This is a genomic window from Bacillus sp. FSL H8-0492 (assembly GCF_038006145.1).
Classification (GTDB): domain Bacteria; phylum Bacillota; class Bacilli; order Bacillales; family Bacillaceae_G; genus Bacillus_A; species Bacillus_A mycoides.
In genome coordinates this window covers 4,471,021-4,491,808 of sequence record NZ_JBBOUP010000001.1, presented here as the reverse complement: position 1 = coordinate 4,491,808, position 20,788 = coordinate 4,471,021, and the positions used below count along the sequence as shown (strand labels likewise).

Genomic DNA, 20,788 nt, shown 5'->3' with positions numbered 1-20,788 from the left:
TTCAAATGTGCATGAAGTCATGTTGTTTATCACACTCTATACTCACAAGGAGGTGATACAACATGGCAAGCACAAATAAATTAGCAGTATCTGGTGCTCAAGCAGCATTAGATCAAATGAAATACGAAATCGCTCAAGAGTTTGGTGTTCAACTTGGAGCTGATGCAACATCTCGCGCTAACGGATCTGTTGGTGGCGAAATTACTAAACGTCTAGTTTCACTAGCTGAGCAACAATTAGGCGGTTACCAAAAATAATCCCATATACGATGGCTTAGAAAGAGCGGGTTCTCCCGCTCTTTCTTTTTGTCGTTATTTGCCGGTGAATCGTTATGTTAAAAACATCGTCGCTATACATTCATACATCATTTCGACATAAATATAAAAAAATTGTCAAAAGAAGAGGGTTCAAAATTTACTGAAAATTCTTTATTATATAAGGGAGGCATAGAAATAAAGGAGGATGTTATATGAAGAGAGAGGAATTGTTAGCGCCGCCGTCTTATAATTTAGTTTCGGAAATAGAGAAATATACGAGTGATAAAGAGAAGCTGGCTTTAATTTGGCAAGATGATAAAGGGAATAGACGAGAGATTACATATTTTGAATTAATGCAAGGTGCGAATAAAATTGGAAACGCTTTTATAAAAAGTGGCTTACAAAAAGGGGACAAGCTCCTTATTATGATGCCGCGCTTAATTGAAGCTTACATGACGTATATTGCTGCGATTAAAGCAGGATTTGTCGTTATTCCAAGCTCAGAAATGTTGCGTAAAAAAGATATTGAGTACCGTATTGGACACGGAGAAGTGAAAGCAATTGTAAGTTACGAACCGTATATTGGACAATTCGACGGCGTAGAAGCGGTGGAATCTCTTCAAAAATTCGTTTTGAGCGAGCGTTCAGTAGATGGATGGACGAATTTAAAAACAGCATTAGAAACGGAAAATGATACGTTAGAAATGGCGAAGACGGATAAAGAAGATATGGTCTTTTTATCTTATACGTCAGGGACGACAGGAAATCCAAAAGGAGTTGTTCATACGCATGCATGGGCATACGCTCATTTACGTACAAGCGCCCCGAACTGGCTCGGAATCGAAGAAGAAGATGTTGTATGGGCAACGGCTAGTCCAGGTTGGCAAAAATGGATTTGGAGCCCGTTTGTAGCGACTCTCGGTTCAGGTGCAACAGGATTTGTATACAATGGTAAGTTTGAACCAAAAACGTATTTAAATTTATTAGGCGATAATAAGGTGAATGTGCTTTGTTGTACGCCGACTGAGTATAGATTAATGGCAAAGGTAGAAAATTTAAGTGAGTACAATTTAGAAGCGTTACATAGCGCTGTATCAGCTGGTGAGCCGTTAAACAGGGAAGTTATTGAAACGTTCCAAAGGCATTTTGATATTACGGTAAGAGACGGTTATGGGCAAACGGAAAACACATTACTCGTTGGGATAATGAAAGGGATGGACATTAGACCAGGATCAATGGGAAAACCGACGCCAGGAAACCATGTTGATATCGTAAATGAAGAAGGAACTCCTGTACAGGTAGGAGAAGTTGGTGATATTGCAGTTCACATTGAAACACCAGCACTCTTTAAACAATATTATAAAGACGATGAGCGCACAGCGATGCAATTCCGCGGTGATTATTATATTACCGGTGATAAAGCGAAAAAAGATGAAGAAGGCTATTTTTGGTTTGAAGGTCGCGGTGATGATATTATTATTAGCTCTGGTTATACAATCGGACCGTTTGAAGTCGAAGATGCACTTGTAAAACATCCATATGTAAGAGAATGTGCGGTTGTCGCAAGCCCTGATGAAATTCGCGGAAGTGTCGTGAAGGCATTTATCGTATTAAGAGAGAATATAGACAAGAACGAAGAAACATTAATTCCAGTGCTCCAACAACACGTCAAAGAATTGACTGCACCATATAAATACCCTCGCAAAATTGAATTTGTAGATGAACTACCAAAAACGATTTCCGGAAAAATTCGCCGTATTGAACTTAGAAAACAAGAAATGGAGCTTCCTTCAAAATAATTTTGAAAATAGGGAAGTAAATAGTTGAATGAAATGTAAAACGATGATATTATAAAAACGAACACAAGTTCGATTTTATAAATTAAAAAAAGAGGTGTCCGTATGATTTTAGGTATTAATCCGTACTTAGTTTTAGATGGTAGTGGGCAAGAGGCTGTACAGTTTTACAAAGAGGCGTTAGACGCAAAAGTAGAAGTAATGCAAACTTTTGGTGACATGCCTGAAAATCCAGAATACCCAATTCCAGCTGAAGCGAAAGAGCGCGTTTTACATGCTACTTTAAAAGTTGGTAATACGGACCTTATGATTTCTGATACATTCCCAGGTCAAGGGCATGCAATCGGATCTCAAGTAACAATCGCAATTCAAATTAATAATGCAGAAAAAGCGAAAGAAGTATTTGATAAGTTACAAGAAGGTGGAGAAGTTATTATGCCACTTCAAGAAACTTTCTGGAGCCCAGCATACGGACAACTAAAAGATAAATTTAACATTGAATGGCAAATTACAACGAACCCTACTGAACAAAATTAATTTTTGGAAAAGCACCATTTTTAATCGAAATGGTGCTTTTTTTATACGAACGAATTTCGTAGACTAAAGGGAAAAGGGGGACGAGTATATGGGAGAAATTTGGTATGGCGGCACCATTTACACTATGCGAGAAGACAATGAAAAAGTAGAAGCTATTTACGTTGAAAATGGCGTCATTGTTCATATAGGGAATAAAGAAGAGTTAGAAAACCGATATTCAGAAGTGAAGTTATATGACTTAAAAGGGAAAACGATGATTCCAGGACTCGTTGATAGCCATATGCATCTTATTGGGCATGGGGAGAGGTTGCTTCGTCTAGATCTATCAAATTGCAAATCTTATAGCGAAGTACTTACTCTTGTTCAGAAGCGCGTAGAAGAAGCGCCAAAAGGATCTTGGATTATCGGAGAAGGATGGAATGAAAATAATTTTACAGATACAAAACAAGTTCATGTACGTGATTTAGATGAAATCTCTAAAGAACATCCGATTTTATTAAAGCGCGTTTGTCGTCACGTGACATGGGTGAATTCATACATATTGCAAGAAGCGAACATAACAGAAGCGACGCAAGATCCAAAGGGCGGAAAAATTGGTCGTGACTCATTAAATAAATTAACAGGACTTTTATATGAGCAAGGACAAGAGTTAATTAAACATGTTCAGCCCGAAATAGATGGAGTGTATTTGCAAAGTGCTCTGCAAACAGCGATTTCAGACTGCTGGCAATACGGACTCGTTGGCGGACATACGGAAGACTTAAATTATTATGGCGGCTTTCAAAAAACGTACAATGCGTTTTCACACGTTATAAAAGAAATGCGGTTTAAGGCGCATTTACTCGTTCACCATGAAGTAGCGAATGAACGAAAAGAATATGAAAATGAGCACTATATTGAATTTGGTGCGATGAAAATTTTTTCTGACGGCTCTTTTGGCGGAAGAACAGCTTTATTAAGTGAACCGTATGAAGATGCGAAGGAAACAAATGGAGTTGCCATTTTCTCACGTGAAGAGCTTGCAGGTTTAGTGAAAAAAGCACGAGATTTACATATGCCAGTTGCGATTCATACAATTGGTGATTTATCGCTTGAATATGTCATTGATGCGCTTGAATTACATCCACCAGCAGAAGGATTACGTGACCGTATTATTCATTGTCAGCTAGCTCGTGAAGAGTTGATTGAAAGAATGAAACAATTGCCAGCTATTATTGATATTCAACCAGTCTTTGTTTCATCGGATTTTCCATCAGTGATTGAAAAACTAGGAGAACGCCGTCTTCGTTATGCGTATGCTTGGAAGACGTTACTGGATGCAGGATTACACTGTAATGGAGGCTCTGATGCTCCAATTGAACAAGTGAATCCGTTTTTAGGTATATATAGTGCTGTTACACGTAGAAGTTTTATTGATGGTGTATGCTATATGCCAGAAGAAAGATTAACGGTATATGAGGCTGTTTCTTTATTTACAACAGGAAGTGCGTATGCAATTGGAAAAGAAGGAAAGCGAGGACAAATTACAAAAGGATATGAAGCAGACTTTACGATATTAGACCGCAATATTTTTGAAATTGAGGCGGAAGAAATAAAAGAAGTACAGGCAGAAATGACCGTCATTGATGGGAAGATTGTTTATAGAAAAGACGTGTGAAAATTTGAGGGAGCGGCTCCGAAAATACATTTTGGTGCTGCTTCCTCTTTTTAGATAGGTTGATGATGTCGGTAAATTGATATTTTGGGTAAAATCGTTGATATAATTTCATATACTGTTGTCCTGTTCCAAAATGTTTTGTGAAACAGCGTCAAGTTGCATTTGATAAATAAAAAACCCTCGAATTATGGAAATTCCATAATTCGAGGGTTTTTTGATTACTATAAAAATGTTCTCTGTACTTTTTCCCAGAAAGAGTTGTTTTTTAATTTAACAGTTTTAATTTGTTTATCGCTTAAACGAACAACGGCTTTCTCCACTTGTTTAATGCTAAGTGCTTCGTTATCCATTCCGATAACAGGATAATCATTTCCATCTGGTTTAAGTGTTAAAGTTAACGTACGCTCGTGATTTAAAAGGAACGGTGACCCGAGTGTACGGTATGTGTTGTTATTTAAAGATGCTAGTTCGCTTACTTGGAAACATGGGATAAGTGGATCGACAACTGCACCATGTAATGATTTATTGTAAGCGGTACTTCCTGTTGGTGTGGAGATAACTAATCCATCACCTCTAAAGGTTTCGAAATGTAAATTGTCGACGTGTACATCTACGACAAATGTTTTAATGATACTAGAGCGTAATGTGAATTCATTTAAACAATGGAAAGATGTACCGTGATCTACATCTACTTTAATTGTTGGATATTTTCGCACTTCAATTTCGTTTTTTGTAATTTCTTGAAGGGCTGTATCAACGTGATCGATGTGGAAATCGCAGTAGAAAGAAATTTCATCTTTCGTAGAAATACCTGCGTATAAGCAATCTTCTCTAAAGCCGGTTTTACGAACGGCTTGTAAGAAAGTCCCATCATCTCCAACGCTGACGATAGCGTTTGCATTTTTTGGATGATCTAATATGGTAAATCCATTCTCCTCTAAAATACGATATACTGGTTTCATTTTTTCAACGAGCGTTACTTTGTCATCACCATAAAAGAAAAATAAATTGCGACGATTTGCCATTATGTATCCCTCCACTGCAGTTAAATTTTCTAGTTTTAGTGCTACATATCGTCAGAGTATGTTTCTGGATGATATGTTCAAATAGTATATTTCGATATAAATTGTCAAAATTCCTTTTTGTTTTTAGAAAAATTTTTATATTCAATTTTATCAAAGTCTGTTTAATGATGAATAAACTTGTCGATAATGGGTATGGAGTGAAAGGATGGTACGAATGAAGTGGCTCGTAATTGGAATGATAATTCTTCTACTTTTTATTTTGCTTATACTATTATCGAAAATATCGCTTAAGGTGACGTTTTTATATTCAGAAATGGAAAAACAATGTTTGTTTCAAGTGAAAATATGGATGATTCGATATACGTTTGATGTATTGGAAAGAATTGAAAAACAGCAGAAGAAGACAGGACAAAAAATTAAAAAAGCTGAAGAGGACGGCGGAATAGATAATAAAATTATGGCACAACTCGATAGTATAGGGGAACTGATAAAAAAGCTTCAAGACGTTCATACTATTGTTAAAGATTTTCTCAAAAGAGTGAAAATCAATGGTTGGAAATGGCATACGCAAATTGGAGCAGGCGACGCGGCTAGTACTGGAATTGTCACTGGATATGCATGGGGGACAAAAGGAATGGCTGCTGGAGTTGTAGGACAATATATGCATATTGTCGACGTACCAGAATTTGAAATTACTCCTGTTTTTCAAGGAAAGGGATTTGCATCAAGATGCGAGTTAACAGCATCTTTTCGTATATTCCGTACTGTAAAAACAGCGATAAAATTACTCATGTTTATGAGAAAGCAAAAATCTGGTATGACAGAAAAATCTGTTCAAGCATAGGGGGGATATAGAATGGACCATCCAATTCAAGGTTTAATGACAACCGCAATGCAGCATTTAAAACAAATGACTGATGTAAATACAATTGTTGGTGACCCAATTAAAGCGGCAGATGGAAGTGTAATTCTTACAGTTTCGAAAGTCAGTTTTGGATTTGCTGCTGGTGGAAGTGAATTTGGTAAAGTAGAACATTCAGGCCGTCATCCATTTGGCGGGGGAAGTGGTGGAGGAGTTTCTATTAATCCTGTTGCCTTTCTTGTTATAAATGGAGAAGGTGTGAAAGTATTACACTTAGATAAGCAAACACACGTCATCGATAAAATAATTGAATTAGCGCCACAAGCTGTTGATAAAGTGAAAGAAATGATGGATAAACGAAAAGAAGATGATCCTGAATTTCAAATTTAACGAATAAAGAAGCTGATCAGTGGATTAGCTTCTTTAATTTTTTTGTAAATAAAGCGATTTTATTTGCATTATCGATAGGGACAAACTATCATTTACATTGTACATATTTTGTTTAAAATAAGGGAGGATTTTTAAGTGGCAAATGTAACTTTTAAAGGTAACCCAATGACTTTAGTTGGAACAGAAGTTAAAGTTGGCGATCAAGCGCCTAACTTCCAAGTATTAGCAAATGACTTATCTCCAGTAAGTTTAGAAACATACAAAGGTGAAGTGAAATTAATTAGTGTTGTACCTTCAATCGACACAGGTGTATGTGATGCACAAACTCGTCGTTTTAACGAAGATGCAGCAGGTATTGAAAACGCGAAAGTATTAACAATTAGCGCTGATTTACCATTCGCTCAAAAACGCTGGTGTGCAGCAAACGGTTTAGAAAATGTTGTAACACTTTCTGATCACCGTGACCTTTCATTCGGTGAAGCTTACGGCTTAGTAATGAAAGAACTTCGTTTACTTGCTCGTGCAGTATTCGTAGTAGATAGCAATGACAAAGTAGTTTACGCAGAATACGTAGGCGAAGGTACAAGCCATCCAAACTATGAAGCAGCATTAGAAGCAGCTAAATCTGCGAAGTAATGCAAATGAAGACGACCTCTCATTAAAGTTTTACTTTAGAAGAGGTCGTCTTTTCTCATGTATTGTTAACTGAACCAATATATGAGAAAAGACGTTACATCATAAACAACTTGAAGGGGAGCTCTTTGCAAGAGGTCGCTTTTTCTTTTGGGAAAAATTTAGATTATGGTATGATATAAGTTATGTGTAAAAGAGAGAAGGAGGAATGTACGTGAGTCAGGCAGTAGAAACATTATTTTCTATTTTTGATTCTTCTACGGTAGTTTTACGTAAAGAATTAGATGTAACATATTTAGAGGCGCTTGTAGAAACAGGTGATAACTTGTTTGAAGGAGCGATTTTACAAGAGGAATTATCCGAATCAACAATTGAAAGGTTGAATCGTGAATATAGTACGTTTAATGAAGAAACATATAAAGGGGAAGAAATTCGTAAAGCATTTCAGCTAGCCATTTTAAAAGGAATGAAAGAGGGCGTACAAGCGAATCACGAAATGACGCCAGATGCAGTTGGAATGTTCATGAGCTACTTATTCCATAAATTTATGCAAGGTCAAAAAGAAATTACTGTTTTAGACCCTGCAATTGGAACTGGTAACTTAATGACTACATTGTTTAATAGCGCCAAAGAAGAACTAACAATGAGTGGATTTGGTGTAGAAGTGGATGAGGTGTTAATTAAACTTGCTTTAGTAAATGCAAATTTACAAAAGCATGCAATCGAATTCTTCCACCAAGATGGACTAGCACCACTTTATATTGATCCAGTTGATGCAGTCGTTTCAGATTTACCAATTGGTTATTATCCAAATGAAATTGTTGCAAGTGAATATACATTAAAAGCAGATGAAGGAATGTCATATGCACATCACTTATTTATTGAACAAAGTGTGAAACATACGAAAGAAGGCGGGTATTTATTCTTCTTAGTACCAAACTTCATTTTTGAAAGTGATCAAGCGCCAAAGCTACATGCATTCATTAAAGAGACATGCTTTATTCAAGGATTATTACAGCTTCCTGTTTCCATGTTTAAAAACGAGAAAAATGCAAAAAGTATATTTGTTCTCCAAAAGAAAGGCCAAGGTGTAACAATGCCGAAACAGGCACTACTAGTGGAATTACCTAAATTCTCTAACATGAAGGCTATGGAGAACATTATGGAGCAATTGAATACTTGGTTTGCAACACATAAATAATACGATATATATGTAACAGGGTTAGTAATTAATGTAGTACAGTTTTATAGGATATGTAATGTTTTTTAATATATACAAGATTTAACTGAATTTTTTTGAAATCTGTAATATATTTTTTTTCTTGGTGTTATAATTTTTTCACTTGAAATATATGTCGGACGATGTTTAAATTAAAATCGTGAGTATAAAATTTACTAATGATGAAACGTTTTCATAATGAGTGAATTTAATTAGATAAAATCGAGCGGTTTGTGGAATGATCCACACAACTACCAAGAGAAAAAGGGGCGAAAGACTAGATGTCAAAAATCATCGCGATTAACGCAGGAAGCTCTTCCTTAAAGTTCCAATTATTTGAAATGCCAAGTGAAACAGTATTAACAAAAGGTTTAGTAGAACGTATCGGTTTAGAAGATAGTATCTTCACTATTACTGTAGATGGCGAAAAACAAAAAGAAATTACAAACATCCCAGATCATGCAGTAGCAGTTAACATGCTTCTTAAGAAATTAACTGAAAACGGAATCGTAAAATCTCTTGATGAGATTGGCGGTATCGGTCACCGTGTTGTACACGGCGGCGAAAAATTTGCTGATTCTGTTTTAATTGATGCTGAAGTATTAGCTGATATCGAAGAATTAAGCGATTTAGCACCACTTCACAACCCAGCAAACCTTGTTGGTATTAAAGCATTCCAAGAAGTACTACCAAACGTACCAGCAGTAGCAGTATTCGATACAGCATTCCACCAAACAATGCCGGAATCTGCATTCCTATACAGCTTACCATATGAATACTATGAGAAATTTGGCATCCGTAAATACGGTTTCCACGGAACTTCTCATAAATACGTAACAGAGCGTGCGGCTGAATTATTAGGTCGTCCACTTGAAAGCTTAAGCCTACTTTCTTGTCACTTAGGTAACGGTGCAAGTATCGCAGCAGTAGAAGGTGGTAAGTCTATCGATACTTCTATGGGCTTCACTCCACTTGCTGGTGTAACAATGGGTACACGTTCTGGTAACATTGACCCTGCGTTAATTCCATACATCATGGAAAAAACAGGCCAAACTGTAGAAGAAGTAGTTAGCGTATTAAACAAGAAGAGTGGTATGTTAGGTCTTACTGGTTACTCTAGTGACCTACGTGACATCATTGCGAAAGAAGAAGAAGGCGACCACCGTGCGAAAGTAGCACTTGACGTGTTCGTGAGCCGTATCCATAAATACATCGGTTCTTACACAGCTCGTATGAAAGGCGTTGACGCTATCATCTTTACAGCTGGTGTAGGTGAAAACAGTGCAATTATTCGTGAGCGCGTATTAGAAGGCCTTGAGTACATGGGCGTATACTTCGACGTAAAACGCAATAACGTATTCGGTGAAGAAGCATTCATCAGCTTTCCACACTCTCCAGTAAAAATTATCGTAATTCCAACTGACGAAGAAGTTATGATTGCTCGTGACGTATTACGTCTTGGAGATATTGGTTAATATACTATATGAAAAAAAAGACGAGATCCTATAGGATCTCGTCTTTTTTCTTTTGGATATATTTCAAAATTCCATCTGGATATAGTAATTTTTCTTTTTGAATGAATGCAGTGAGGGAAATCCATTTTGCATATGACAGTGTTTGTTCATCTGATATATTCAGTATTTCCATTTCATATAGTGACATGTCTAATAAGCGTAAAGAATATAGCTGAATGATTTCATGACCAATTTCTCCATCTAGATGAAAGATGTTTTCTAAGCAGCCTAAATAATTGGTGATTTCCACTTCTATGTGAAGCTCTTCTTGAAATTCGCGAATAACAGTATGTGCTGATTTTTCACCAAGTTCAATTGATCCGCCAAGAGGTCGGTAATATGTTTCATCGCCTGTATGATATTCTTGTACGAGAAGGCGACCGTGATGTATAGCAATGCCAAAAGCTTTTGCACGAGGATACATATATAATCACTCCTTATTTATTTTGTATAAGGATGATTATAAGGCAGGGTGTGATAAAAGGTGACGTGTATTTAAGCGTTTGGCCGAATTGTGATGCCATTAAATAAGTCATTCCAAAATGCTTCATTGTACTGGTATATATCCATCACTGGGCATTTTATAACACAAATATTTTGTAATCCCCAATCTTCTTGGGCGATAGTTGGTACATCTTCAGGAATGAGTAATAGGACAGAGAATGTATGTTTAACTATTTGAGATAAAATTTGTTCCAAGGAACGTGCTTCTTCGTATGTTCCTCCCGTTCGAATAAACAATGTGGATTCTGCCGTTTCGATTGTAGTTAGAAAACGATTAATTCGATGCTCATAGTTTAACTTAATTTCTGTATAAGAAGGCCAGGATGTTGGTGTGTTTACATCGGTTTTAAAATCATGGCAGGAGTCGATTTCATAAAGATTGTCTCTTAGTCGTAACTTAGCATCATCATCCCAAAATGAGATGAAAGACAAATTTTCTAATTCTAAAAAACGGTCAAATCGATTTTGTAATAATAAATTCACTTTTTCTAATGAAGGGCTTAGCATAAAATCGATAACACCAAAAAATGGTGATAATTCGAATTGATATAAAGCCCAAGCAGGCCAGCAGTTTTGTCCTAAGCTGAATACTGCATTATAATTTTGTTTTATATTGGATAAATTCATGTGAGGCATCTCATCCTTTTTGCTAATATTTTATGTCATTAAAAAATGGTATGTGAATAGAGATAGACAAGCATATTTGCAAAGAAGAAGCAGAAATATGTTACAATAGAAAAAAATCGAACGAGGTGGTTGTTACGATGCGATCGAAGCGAGAACAAGCCATTTTAGACAATATAAAAGAGTGGGAAGGGCAATTAGTAGAGCAAGAAGCGACCGATTTTCAAAAGATGTTTGATAAGTGGTTGCATACGACAATTGCGAAACTGCCTGAGAAAAAACGAAAAGACTTTTTTACGAAAGCAGATGGATGGCTCTTTCATTTGCATGCGCTTATTCAAAGTTCACAATCACAGCTAGATGCACGTAATCGTATTTTAGGAACGTCGAGATTATTTGATGAATCGATTGAGCAACTTGAAGATTTGAAGGCGTTATCTATTGATCAATTAACATACATAGCAGAGCAGCAAACAGCACGTCATCGTCTATATTCATTCGTACAAGGCGGAGCAACAGGTGCTGGTGGTTTATTATTATTAACGGCTGATTTTCCGGTTATGATTGCGTTAAATGTGAAGGCTGTCCAACTTGTTGCGACATCATTTGGGCATGATGTGAACAAGCCGTATGAAATGATGCTTGCGTTAAAGGTATTCCATGCAGCATTATTGCCGGCGAGACTTCAGCAATATGCATGGTACAATTTACTGAGAGAACTCGAACAAGAGGATTCATTCTTCTATGAAGGAGACGAAGCAGTATTAAAGCCAGCTTCTACTGAGGTTGTGTTAAAACAAATTTTGAAGACGTTTTCGATTTATGCTCTTCGTCGTAAAGTATTCCAAGGCATTCCTGTACTCGGAATGGCGATTGGCTCTACAGTGAACTATCGCTTAACGAGGAATGTTACTGAATTTGCAAATAAGTTTTATCAAGTACGCTACATATTAGAAAAAGAAAAGAGAGCATGAAAAAAGCGAGAGGCCGAAGCCTTTCGCTTTTTAGTTTGTCGCATGTTTTTTGGATATTGGAATAGAAACGGGTTGCTTTGCTGCTTTCTTTTCTGTTTTTGGATAGTAAATTAAATCCAATGTTTTTGCCTGTACGGCAATCGAAAGAATAGTAAAAGCAATTTCTGTCCAATTTAAATAATATAATGAAAGCGCAAGAACAATCGCGTCAAAGACGAAGAAAATTTGCCCAATTGTAAACCGAGTTCGTTTACTTAATATAATTGTTAAAATATCGTCTCCACCGGTTGCACCGCCAAATCGCAATATAAAACCGAGTCCAATACCAGCTAACGCACCGCCAACTACTGCAGCTACAAATAAATTATTTGATAAATCTACCGTAAAAGGAGAATAATTTTCCATAAGGGAATAAAATACTCCAAATGAAAGTGAACCTAAGAATGAATAGCCAACCATTTTTCTACCTAAAAATGAAGCACATAGTAAAATAATAGGGATATCCATTACTACAGTTGAAATAGATGGTGAAATATCATAAAAATTTTGGATAAATAGTGCAATACCTACAAAGCCACCTTCTGTTAAGTGGTTTTGGAAGTGAATGTGATATAGCGCTGCTGCTAATATAAATGAACCGATTAAAACCATAAAAACTTCTTTAATAATTTGTCGACTTTGGATGTTCCTCATCGTTATTCCTTCTTTCCGTAGTTAGTAGTCCTTTTGGTGTTGTAAACTAACTACGAGCTCACATGTAGCTTTCAGTTAGTTTACGAAAAAAACTAACTACGCTATATGTCGCTGAAGAAATAACGAATAATCCTCTCGTCCATCAATTCTCCCTACCTTCGTTTTAGTTTAAGTCTTAAAGCGACTAAACAAAACGGGGAGTAGGATTCTTCATTTAGCAATCCTGCTCTTCTTTGTTTTGTTTAGCTAGTAACAATTAAGTCCTAAACAAAACGCTATGTGTAAGAAGAGTCTTTTTTTTGCCAAATTATCCTTCGGGCAATCATAATTTCCCCACTCTCGTATTTTTTTCGCTAGACTAAAGTATCTGAGCTGAAAAATACGCTACGTGTATGATTCGTCAATACGATGCCACATGCTCCTTCGAGCGATCATGATATCAAAATCCCTTCCTTCAAGATTTATATTATTATATCATACTTTCAAAAAATACATGCGGATGGAAACCGACAATAACCGGAGGGAATCTACAAAAAATGTTATGTTTAAATATTTTTGTAGAAAAGCCTAAGTGATTTTGCAGGATTGGGCAGTTTTTAGAAGTTTGTCCAATAAGTAAGAAAAGAAGGGTTTTTATTCAATTGTATTGTTCTTATCACTTTTATCTTTAAAAAATGCATCCCAGCTAATGATACTTAAAAAAGTTAAAGCGATAATAATGAAAGCTCGCATAAGTTTGAGACCTCCTTTTGTACATAGTATATGAATAATTTGTTTCAGAATGTGTCATTTTTTTACAAGCTCTAACTATTATGAGAGTATATTAATATAGATAGATGAGGGGGAGAATGGAGATATGCTAAAAGACATGTTTAAAAGAAAAGAATTAAAATGTGTTTCATGTCAGAAAAAGATTCAATATGAAGAAGAGCTAGTTGCTTTTGTAAAGTTGCCGAAAGAAAGAAGTATATTAGTAGGCCCGTTTGATGTATGTTTAGCAAAAACGGCGCAAGAAATATATTGCAAAGCTTGTTACGACAAAAAAGCATGACCCAAATTAATTGAGGGGCATGCTTTTTTCATTGGTGTGCTTTTCCCTCAGATACGTTTTGGGTTAGACGATACCAAAGCCAAAGATCGTTAATAATTGAAGCAAGATCGGCAATTTCTGAATTTAGCTTGCAAGAAATTCCAAAGTCTTCTTCGTTATTTAAGTGGTGTTGTTTAGCGTTAATATGGTGCTCAAGTTCCTTTATGCGATCAGGTATTTTTCCGCGAACTTGCTCCCATTTTAATAAAATAGAATGCTGTGCTTGTTCAGAGATGTCTTCCCATTTTTCTTGTATGTTCGGTACTTCAATTCCTAGATGTTCATTGTATATAAAATACTTTTTCATGGACACCCCTCCATTTTCCTTCCTCTATTTTACATAAAAAAAGAAAGAAGTTCGACGAAATTGTTTGAAAAAATTTTATAAATTCCCCTTGATTCATTTTATGAAAGGTGATAAAGTTTGGATTATTATAAGAAAAGATGAATATTTATTCTTTAGGGGGATGCAAAATGGAGAAGAAAAAAGTTGTATTAGCATATTCCGGAGGTCTTGATACTTCCGTTGCAATTAAATGGTTACAAGAGAAAAATTATGATATTATCGCGCTTTGCTTAGATCTAGGGGAAGGTAAAGACTTAGCGTTTGTAAAAGAAAAAGCACTTTCAGTAGGTGCAATTAAATCATATATGATTGATGTTCAAGAAGAATATGCGAATGAATATGCATTGATAGCGATGCAAGCTCACACGTTATACGAAGGGAAATATCCTCTTGTCTCTGCATTATCTCGTCCGCTTATTGCAAAAAAATTAGTAGAAATTGCAGAGCAGGAAGGCGCAAGTGCAGTTGCACATGGATGTACAGGAAAAGGGAATGACCAAGTTCGTTTTGAAGTTTCTATTCAAGCGTTGAATCCATATTTAGAAGTTATTGCGCCCGTACGTGAATGGAAATGGTCACGTGAAGAAGAAATTGCATATGCAAAAGAAAATGATATACCGATTCCAATTAATTTAGATAGCCCGTTTTCAATCGATCAAAACTTATGGGGACGCAGCAACGAATGTGGAATTTTAGAAGATCCATGGGCAGCGCCGCCAGAAGACGCATACGAGATGACGTTGGCATTAGAAGATACACCGAATAAACCAGAGTTTGTAGAAATCGGATTTGAAGCAGGGGTACCGACGACTTTAAACGGCACTGCATACCCACTCTCAGAACTAATTAAAACGTTAAATGCACTTGCTGGAAAACATGGCGTGGGACGTATCGACCATGTAGAAAATCGCCTTGTCGGTATTAAATCTCGTGAAGTATATGAATGCCCAGCAGCAATGACATTAATAACAGCGCATAAAGAACTTGAAGATTTAACACTTGTGAAAGAGGTCGCTCATTTCAAACCGATGATTGAGCAAAAACTAACAGAATTAATTTATAACGGTTTATGGTTCTCACCTTTAAAACAAGCGCTCAATGCTTTCTTACAAGAAACGCAAAAAAATGTAACAGGTACAGTACGTGTGAAATTATTTAAAGGTCATGCGATTGTAGAAGGGCGTAAATCTGAGTACTCTTTATACGATGAAAAATTAGCAACGTATACTGCCCAGGATGAATTTAATCATGATGCAGCAGTTGGATTCATTTCATTATTCGGTTTACCTACGAAAGTATACAGTCAAGTGAATCAAAAGAAGGTGGAAGCGTGAGCAAACTTTGGGGCGGACGTTTTACAGAAGAAGCGGAAGCGTGGGTTGAAGAGTTTGGAGCATCCATCTCCTTTGATCAACAATTAGTAAATCAAGATATAAAAGGGAGTATCGCACACGTAACGATGTTAGCAAAGCAAGGCATTGTTACGAAAGAAGAAGCAGAGAAAATAAAGATAGGGCTTCAATATTTACTAGAGGAAGCGAAACAAAATAAATTGAATTTCTCAGTCGAGGCTGAGGACATTCATTTAAATATTGAAAAGATGTTAATTGAAAGAATCGGTGAAGTAGGAGGGAAACTTCATACAGGCCGAAGCCGTAACGATCAAGTAGCGACAGATATGCATTTGTATTTAAAAGAAAAAGTAGAAGATATTATAAAAGCTACAAAACAATTGCAAACTGTTCTTGTTCATCAAGCGGAAAATAACATTGAAACAATTATGCCCGGCTATACGCACTTGCAACGTGCACAGCCGATTTCATTTGCGCATCATATTCTTGCTTACTTTTGGATGTTAGAGCGCGATGTGAATCGTTATGAAGATTCGTTAAAGCGTATTAACATTTCACCATTAGGAGCAGGAGCACTAGCTGGTACAACATTCCCGATTGACCGAGAATATAGTGCGGAGCTTCTCGGATTTAATGGAATCTATGAAAATAGTTTAGATGCGGTAAGCGATCGTGATTTCATATTAGAGTTTTTAAGTAACTCATCTATGCTTATGATGCACTTATCACGCTTTTGCGAAGAACTTATTTTATGGAGTAGCCAAGAATTTCAATTTATTGAAATGAGCGATCAATACGCAACAGGAAGCAGTATTATGCCGCAGAAGAAAAATCCGGATATGGCGGAACTTATTCGTGGTAAAACGGGCAGAGTATACGGTAATTTATTCAGTTTACTTACAGTAATGAAAGGATTGCCGCTCGCTTACAATAAAGACTTACAAGAAGATAAAGAAGGAATGTTTGATACAGTGAAAACAGTAGAAGGATGCCTTCATATTATGGCAGGCATGCTTGAAACGATGACTGTAAACAAAGAAAAAATGGGGCAAGCTGTGACGCAAGACTTCTCTAACGCAACAGAAATTGCCGACTATTTAGCAAGCAAGGGACTGCCGTTCCGTCAAGCTCATGAAATTGTCGGGAAACTAGTTCTTCATTGTACGCAAAAAGGAATCTATTTATTAGATGTACCACTTGAAACGTATAAAGAAATGAGTCCGTTATTTGAAGAAGATTTATATGAAGTTCTTTCACCTTATGCAGCTGTAAAGCGCCGTAACAGTGCTGGCGGGACAGGATTTGAGCAGATTGTAAAGGCTTTGGAGAAGGCGAAGGGGGTAACTAAAGAAGTTATTAGGAATTGAGTTGGAAAGTACGCCAGTCTGTGAAAGTCTGGCGTACTTTCTTTTTTACTAGTGTGTAAGTTATAGTATAGTGAAAAAACACAATTTAGGGGAAATTTATGAAAAAAATAGTATTTATCATTTTACTGTTAATTAGCTTAATTGCAAACGTGAAAGTATTTCTTTTGGACAAATATATGTTTGTTGGTGAAAAAGAAAAGCGAGAAGAAGCGATTATCGCAACGATGTGGCACTTGCAAGAGAAAGGATATAAAGAAAGTGATATTTCATACATAAAACCGGCCTTTTATAGTAAAATCGGTTCTTACGGTATGAATGTACAGTTTAAAGATGAACCAAATGAATCGTATACATATAGAGTTTCGAAAGATGCTAAAACAAATAAAATAACTGTACACCAAGATAGCAATGAGCCAGGTGGTATGGGTGGGAAGCATCAAGAGCTTAAATAGATATAGGAGACTGCTGATAAGTAATATGAGCAGTCTTTTATATTTTTAGAAGGGAGTCGAGCATTTTATAGTTGTTCTTCATAATGCTAAAATGATGCTTCTCATGAATCGCTAATAGTTGGATAGATTGAATAAGGTTAGGATAGTGAGCAATTGGATCTAAAAATACGATATGTCCTGCAATATCTTCTTCTATATTTTGAACTAGTTTTTTTATTTCATCTGTTTCACGTGAAAGTAATTCTTCTAATTCGTTTACATTCATAGAGTAATAGACTTTTTTGAAGGGATTAAAATCCAAGGAGCTTTCATTCCTTTACCGTGTTTTTCTTTATATTCGGCATAAATGTCCTGCATGTCAGTTGCAAATGGGGCGTTTTTTCTTAGTTTGGCATAAGGGATAAGAGTGAAAGAGAATTTAATCGCTACTTTTAGCATCCTTGCAATTAAATATAAGTGATAAAAGTGTTCACCAATAGACCATTTTCCGTCCTCTTTTTTATGCCATAGTTGTTCTTGTGAAAGTGAATGAAGCTCAGGAAGGAACTGGTTTCTTTGCACATGTAATGTGTGAAAATGTTTTGAGATATTTTCAGATTTCATATTTTGGTATCCTCTGCATTTTTTCCTAATTATAACATTTTTCGTATAGATGTAATTAGGCCTAGAACAATATGTTCTAGGCTTAAAGCTTCATCGATTAATCATACTTGTGGCGATCTTCTGTAATTCGAATGTATTCAATATCCATTAAATCTCGAAGCAATGCACCGTGACTTAGTTCAACACCATGTTTTTCTTTAAAATGTTCGCGAATCGTATTTAACATTTCGAGTTCTGTACCGTTCACATCTAAAATAATACGTTCATAATCATCCATGTAGCACCCTCCTTTTCTAAACACATATATTTTGTCCGTCTATTACTAAAAAATGTATGTTAATGTAATGTTAGGTAATGAGAAAGGAATGGAAGATGAGACGTATTTACCCCGCATTAACGGGCAGTAAGACCCCCACCTCAAAATTCAGCGAAAGCAAAGAAGTTAGGTGGGGGATCAACTGCCCGTAAAAGCCCGATTGGTTCAACTAATAATCAGTGGGGGATGAACAAAACCCCCACTGATTAAAGTTTCACTTTATTCGGTGCTTTTAATCATTAGTGGGGGTGAAAAACATACTTGGTTTATTTTGTTGTGAACTGAGTATGTAAAGGAAAAACTAACTATGACTAAATACCTTAGAATGTTTATTAACCTAGTGAAGGAAACGTGATTCTTTCACTAGGTTAATAATTTTGTTTTTTTTATGAAAAATTCTGAAAAATTATATTTTTTCTTTCTATTTCAAATAATCGGAATTTTGAAAGGGTATTTGTGAATAATAATTCACAGAATCTTTCTAGCAAACTAGTAAGAAGAAAGGTACAATGATAGGAGTTGTGCCTTTAAAATAATTGATATAATGGAGTTTGGTTTATGATGAAAAAGTTAAAATATATTTTTATTTTCGGTATTATATTTGCTGTCGTGTTCTTTTTCGAGAAAGATAAAATTATGAAAAAGGCACAAGAATTTCGGTTAGACCTTTTCTCTGAGATGAAAGAAAGTGCAATGATTACAGAGGTTCCGTTTATTAGACAGTTACCTGAATTACCTAGAGGTTGTGAAGTGACAAGTTTAACTATGCTACTACAACATAAAGGTGTACAAGTAGATAAGATGCAACTTGCTAGTGAAATTCATCGCGTTCCATTTAAACAAGATGGTTTGCATGGAAATCCGTATGAGGGATTCGTCGGAAATATTTACACGAAAGCTGAGCCGGGATACGGTGTATATAATCAACCGATTTTTAATTTAGCAGAAAAGTATGTTCCTGAAAAAGTAATTAATTTAACGGGTAGAGACGTGCAAGATCTATATAAAGTAATTAGTTCTGGTTCTCCAGTATGGGTGATTATTAATACAACGTTTAAACCATTAGCCGAAAGTAGTTTTGAAACATGGAATACGAGTTCAGGTGAAGTGAAAATTACATATTATGAGCATAGTGTTGTAGTAATTGGATATGATCAAAACTTTGTATACGTAAATGATCCTCTTGCAAACAATCCACGAAAAGCTGTTCCTCGTGCTGAATTTGAAAAGGCATGGGAGCAAATGGGGAAACAAGCAATTACTATTTTATAAAATGAAAAGTCATCTTGAGATGGCTTTTTCTTTTTGAATATTCATTATAGAAAATTCTGAAAATTCTTTCGGAAGTTAACAATTCACGCTATAATAACATTTAACTTGGTAAAGAAGGGGAGAAGAGAAATGGATGTCGCAAAGGAACTTGTTTTATCAAAGAATCAGTTGATTGAGTGGAGAAGGCATTTTCATAAGTATCCAGAGTTATCTTTTCAAGAGGAAAAAACATCTCAATTTGTATTCGACATACTTCGGGAAATCCCATATTTAGAAGTCTCAAGGCCTACTAAATATAGTGTAATGGCAAGGTTAACTGGTAGGCAGCCTGGTAAAACTATCGCGGTTCGTGCTGATATGGATGCTCTTCCTATTCATGAAGAAAATAAGTTTGATTTTATTTCTATATATCCAGGTGTGATGCATGCGTGTGGTCACGATGGTCACATGGCAATATTGCTTGGTGTAGTACATAAGTTGGTAGAGGAAAGAGAGAAAGTTAAAGGAGAGATTCGCTTTTTATTTCAACATGCAGAAGAAAACTTTCCGGGCGGTGCAGAGGAAATGGTCGCAGCGGGAGTGATGACAGGTGTGGATTACATTATTGGTGCTCATCTTTGGGCGTCATTAGAGGTTGGAAAAGTAGGTGTAATTTATGGTCCTGCGATGGCGGCGCCGGACGTTTTTAAAATTACGATAGAGGGAAAAGGTGGGCATGCTGGAATTCCGCATGAAACAGTTGATAGTATCGCCATTGGTGCGCAAGTAGTTTCGCAAATTCAGCAAATTGTATCTCGCCTCACGAATCCGTTAGATTCTCTCGTAGTATCTGTTACGCAATTTCATTCTGGGACAACTCATAATGTTATCCCGGAACAAGCGGAGATTGAAGGGACAGTGAGAAGTTTAAGGCATGAATTAAGAGAAGAAACAAAGAAGAAGCTTGAAAGGATTGTAAAACATATTACAGAATCCTACGGTGCTAAGTATACATTTTCTTATGAATATGGATATCGCCCAGTTGTGAACGATTATGAAGTTACAGAGCGTATTGAACATACAGCATTACAGCTGTATGGAAGAGAAAGAGTTGTTCGTTTACAGCCAACGATGGCAGGGGAAGATTTTTCAGCATTTTTACAAAAGGCACCAGGGACGTTCTTTTTTATAGGGGCAGGAAATGAAGAGAAGGGAATTATATATCCGCATCATCACCCTCGTTTTACAATTGACGAAGACGCATTACCAATTGGAGTGGAAGTCTTTGTATCATCTATTATGAATTTTATAAGTAAAGGAGAATGA

The 20,788-nt window shown here is 36.2% G+C and carries 22 protein-coding genes and 1 pseudogene; 16 read left to right on the top strand and 7 right to left on the bottom strand.

All coding sequences use genetic code 11. The features are described 5' to 3' along the window. Window positions 1-62: 62 nt before the first annotated feature. From MHH66_RS23120 to MHH66_RS23105, 4 genes are all read left to right on the top strand, one after another. Entirely contained in the window at window positions 63-257 is a 195-nt protein-coding gene (locus MHH66_RS23120) for an alpha/beta-type small acid-soluble spore protein (protein WP_000168891.1), read from the top strand. A gap of 212 nt (window positions 258-469) precedes the next feature. Then, on the top strand, window positions 470-2,056 hold the full coding sequence (gene mbcS / locus MHH66_RS23115; RefSeq protein WP_078184630.1) for an acyl-CoA synthetase MbcS: 1,587 nt from the start codon (window positions 470-472) through the stop codon (window positions 2,054-2,056). A 102-nt stretch (window positions 2,057-2,158) separates the two neighbouring features. Further along, window positions 2,159-2,590 (top strand): VOC family protein, encoded by a 432-nt coding sequence (locus MHH66_RS23110; RefSeq protein WP_063218487.1) that lies wholly within the window; start codon window positions 2,159-2,161, stop codon window positions 2,588-2,590. A gap of 88 nt (window positions 2,591-2,678) precedes the next feature. Next, complete coding sequence (locus MHH66_RS23105; protein ID WP_063218486.1) at window positions 2,679-4,247, top strand: amidohydrolase; 1,569 nt, start codon at window positions 2,679-2,681, stop codon at window positions 4,245-4,247. A gap of 221 nt (window positions 4,248-4,468) precedes the next feature. Here the strand turns inward: MHH66_RS23105 and MHH66_RS23100 are convergent, their stop codons facing one another. Continuing rightward, window positions 4,469-5,272 (bottom strand): NAD kinase, encoded by an 804-nt coding sequence (locus MHH66_RS23100; RefSeq protein WP_002015552.1) that lies wholly within the window; start codon window positions 5,270-5,272, stop codon window positions 4,469-4,471. Window positions 5,273-5,477: 205 nt separating this feature from the next. Here MHH66_RS23100 and MHH66_RS23095 point away from each other — a divergent pair, with 205 nt between their 5' ends. The 5 genes from MHH66_RS23095 (at window position 5,478) to ackA (ending at window position 9,851) form a co-directional block, all read left to right on the top strand. Beyond that, the gene (locus MHH66_RS23095) at window positions 5,478-6,116 is read left to right on the top strand and encodes a DUF2953 domain-containing protein (RefSeq protein ID WP_002129404.1); all 639 of its coding nucleotides are present in this window, start codon (window positions 5,478-5,480) and stop codon (window positions 6,114-6,116) included. A 12-nt stretch (window positions 6,117-6,128) separates the two neighbouring features. After that, window positions 6,129-6,524 (top strand): GerW family sporulation protein, encoded by a 396-nt coding sequence (gene ytfJ / locus MHH66_RS23090; protein WP_000350005.1) that lies wholly within the window; start codon window positions 6,129-6,131, stop codon window positions 6,522-6,524. 135 nt (window positions 6,525-6,659) lie between these two features. Further along, entirely contained in the window at window positions 6,660-7,160 is a 501-nt protein-coding gene (gene tpx / locus MHH66_RS23085) for a thiol peroxidase (protein ID WP_002015549.1), read from the top strand. Window positions 7,161-7,371: 211 nt separating this feature from the next. Further along, the gene (locus MHH66_RS23080; RefSeq protein ID WP_063218485.1) at window positions 7,372-8,358 is read left to right on the top strand and encodes a class I SAM-dependent methyltransferase; all 987 of its coding nucleotides are present in this window, start codon (window positions 7,372-7,374) and stop codon (window positions 8,356-8,358) included. 299 nt (window positions 8,359-8,657) lie between these two features. After that, the gene (ackA, locus tag MHH66_RS23075; protein ID WP_002129402.1) at window positions 8,658-9,851 is read left to right on the top strand and encodes an acetate kinase; all 1,194 of its coding nucleotides are present in this window, start codon (window positions 8,658-8,660) and stop codon (window positions 9,849-9,851) included. A 28-nt stretch (window positions 9,852-9,879) separates the two neighbouring features. Here ackA and MHH66_RS23070 read toward each other — a convergent pair whose 3' ends face one another. Continuing rightward, window positions 9,880-10,314 carry an NUDIX hydrolase gene (locus tag MHH66_RS23070; protein ID WP_063218484.1) on the bottom strand — a complete coding sequence of 145 codons (435 nt, stop codon included), beginning with the start codon at window positions 10,312-10,314 and terminating at the stop codon, window positions 9,880-9,882. 71 nt (window positions 10,315-10,385) lie between these two features. Next, the gene (locus MHH66_RS23065) at window positions 10,386-11,021 is read right to left on the bottom strand and encodes a DUF1796 family putative cysteine peptidase (RefSeq protein ID WP_063218483.1); all 636 of its coding nucleotides are present in this window, start codon (window positions 11,019-11,021) and stop codon (window positions 10,386-10,388) included. Window positions 11,022-11,158: 137 nt separating this feature from the next. Between MHH66_RS23065 and MHH66_RS23060 the strand changes: the two genes are divergently transcribed. Beyond that, a complete protein-coding gene (locus tag MHH66_RS23060) occupies window positions 11,159-11,992 on the top strand; it encodes an EcsC family protein (RefSeq protein WP_002129397.1) in 834 nt (277 codons plus the stop codon). A gap of 30 nt (window positions 11,993-12,022) precedes the next feature. Here the strand turns inward: MHH66_RS23060 and MHH66_RS23055 are convergent, their stop codons facing one another. After that, window positions 12,023-12,685, bottom strand: coding sequence for a YitT family protein (locus MHH66_RS23055; protein WP_002015542.1), 663 nt, complete (start codon window positions 12,683-12,685; stop codon window positions 12,023-12,025). Window positions 12,686-13,541: 856 nt separating this feature from the next. Here MHH66_RS23055 and MHH66_RS23050 point away from each other — a divergent pair. Further along, entirely contained in the window at window positions 13,542-13,736 is a 195-nt protein-coding gene (locus tag MHH66_RS23050; protein ID WP_002034321.1) for a hypothetical protein, read from the top strand. Between the two features lie 28 nt (window positions 13,737-13,764). Here MHH66_RS23050 and MHH66_RS23045 read toward each other — a convergent pair whose 3' ends face one another. Beyond that, a complete protein-coding gene (locus MHH66_RS23045) occupies window positions 13,765-14,082 on the bottom strand; it encodes a hypothetical protein (RefSeq protein WP_002129395.1) in 318 nt (105 codons plus the stop codon). A gap of 167 nt (window positions 14,083-14,249) precedes the next feature. Here MHH66_RS23045 and MHH66_RS23040 point away from each other — a divergent pair, with 167 nt between their 5' ends. From MHH66_RS23040 to MHH66_RS23030, 3 genes are all read left to right on the top strand, one after another. Further along, window positions 14,250-15,455: an argininosuccinate synthase gene (locus MHH66_RS23040; RefSeq protein WP_002088976.1), complete on the top strand. Its 1,206-nt coding sequence runs from the start codon at window positions 14,250-14,252 to the stop codon at window positions 15,453-15,455. Next, window positions 15,452-16,840, top strand: coding sequence for an argininosuccinate lyase (gene argH, locus MHH66_RS23035; protein WP_063218481.1), 1,389 nt, complete (start codon window positions 15,452-15,454; stop codon window positions 16,838-16,840). Before MHH66_RS23040 ends, argH begins: the two co-directional genes overlap by 4 nt. Before the next feature lie 98 nt (window positions 16,841-16,938). Beyond that, the gene (locus MHH66_RS23030) at window positions 16,939-17,292 is read left to right on the top strand and encodes a DUF3139 domain-containing protein (protein ID WP_063218480.1); all 354 of its coding nucleotides are present in this window, start codon (window positions 16,939-16,941) and stop codon (window positions 17,290-17,292) included. Window positions 17,293-17,329: 37 nt separating this feature from the next. Here MHH66_RS23030 and MHH66_RS23025 read toward each other — a convergent pair. Further along, window positions 17,330-17,895, bottom strand: a pseudogene (locus MHH66_RS23025) (DinB family protein). A gap of 97 nt (window positions 17,896-17,992) precedes the next feature. Continuing rightward, a complete protein-coding gene (locus tag MHH66_RS23020) occupies window positions 17,993-18,172 on the bottom strand; it encodes a hypothetical protein (RefSeq protein WP_002034316.1) in 180 nt (59 codons plus the stop codon). A 600-nt stretch (window positions 18,173-18,772) separates the two neighbouring features. On the opposite strand from MHH66_RS23020, the gene MHH66_RS23015 reads away from it, so the two are divergent. Together MHH66_RS23015 and MHH66_RS23010 are read left to right on the top strand one after the other, a co-directional pair. Further along, window positions 18,773-19,483: a C39 family peptidase gene (locus tag MHH66_RS23015; protein WP_033708611.1), complete on the top strand. Its 711-nt coding sequence runs from the start codon at window positions 18,773-18,775 to the stop codon at window positions 19,481-19,483. A 129-nt stretch (window positions 19,484-19,612) separates the two neighbouring features. Continuing rightward, entirely contained in the window at window positions 19,613-20,788 is a 1,176-nt protein-coding gene (locus MHH66_RS23010; protein ID WP_078184629.1) for an amidohydrolase, read from the top strand.

Bases quoted from the DNA above. Each gene is read 5' to 3' on its own strand.
- MHH66_RS23010 (WP_078184629.1), top strand. From the start codon at position 19,613: ATGGATGTCGCAAAGGAACTTGTTTTATCAAAGAATCAGTTGATTGAG.
- MHH66_RS23030 (WP_063218480.1), top strand. From the start codon at position 16,939: ATGAAAAAAATAGTATTTATCATTTTACTGTTAATTAGCTTAATTGCA.
- mbcS (WP_078184630.1), top strand. From the start codon at position 470: ATGAAGAGAGAGGAATTGTTAGCGCCGCCGTCTTATAATTTAGTTTCG.
- MHH66_RS23070 (WP_063218484.1), bottom strand. From the start codon at position 10,314: ATGTATCCTCGTGCAAAAGCTTTTGGCATTGCTATACATCACGGTCGC.
- MHH66_RS23060 (WP_002129397.1), top strand. From the start codon at position 11,159: ATGCGATCGAAGCGAGAACAAGCCATTTTAGACAATATAAAAGAGTGG.
- MHH66_RS23020 (WP_002034316.1), bottom strand. From the start codon at position 18,172: ATGGATGATTATGAACGTATTATTTTAGATGTGAACGGTACAGAACTC.
- MHH66_RS23110 (WP_063218487.1), top strand. From the start codon at position 2,159: ATGATTTTAGGTATTAATCCGTACTTAGTTTTAGATGGTAGTGGGCAA.
- MHH66_RS23015 (WP_033708611.1), top strand. From the start codon at position 18,773: ATGAAAAAGTTAAAATATATTTTTATTTTCGGTATTATATTTGCTGTC.
- MHH66_RS23120 (WP_000168891.1), top strand. From the start codon at position 63: ATGGCAAGCACAAATAAATTAGCAGTATCTGGTGCTCAAGCAGCATTA.
- ytfJ (WP_000350005.1), top strand. From the start codon at position 6,129: ATGGACCATCCAATTCAAGGTTTAATGACAACCGCAATGCAGCATTTA.
- MHH66_RS23040 (WP_002088976.1), top strand. From the start codon at position 14,250: ATGGAGAAGAAAAAAGTTGTATTAGCATATTCCGGAGGTCTTGATACT.
- MHH66_RS23105 (WP_063218486.1), top strand. From the start codon at position 2,679: ATGGGAGAAATTTGGTATGGCGGCACCATTTACACTATGCGAGAAGAC.
- MHH66_RS23055 (WP_002015542.1), bottom strand. From the start codon at position 12,685: ATGAGGAACATCCAAAGTCGACAAATTATTAAAGAAGTTTTTATGGTT.
- MHH66_RS23065 (WP_063218483.1), bottom strand. From the start codon at position 11,021: ATGAATTTATCCAATATAAAACAAAATTATAATGCAGTATTCAGCTTA.
- MHH66_RS23095 (WP_002129404.1), top strand. From the start codon at position 5,478: ATGGTACGAATGAAGTGGCTCGTAATTGGAATGATAATTCTTCTACTT.
- MHH66_RS23050 (WP_002034321.1), top strand. From the start codon at position 13,542: ATGCTAAAAGACATGTTTAAAAGAAAAGAATTAAAATGTGTTTCATGT.
- MHH66_RS23045 (WP_002129395.1), bottom strand. From the start codon at position 14,082: ATGAAAAAGTATTTTATATACAATGAACATCTAGGAATTGAAGTACCG.
- ackA (WP_002129402.1), top strand. From the start codon at position 8,658: ATGTCAAAAATCATCGCGATTAACGCAGGAAGCTCTTCCTTAAAGTTC.
- MHH66_RS23100 (WP_002015552.1), bottom strand. From the start codon at position 5,272: ATGGCAAATCGTCGCAATTTATTTTTCTTTTATGGTGATGACAAAGTA.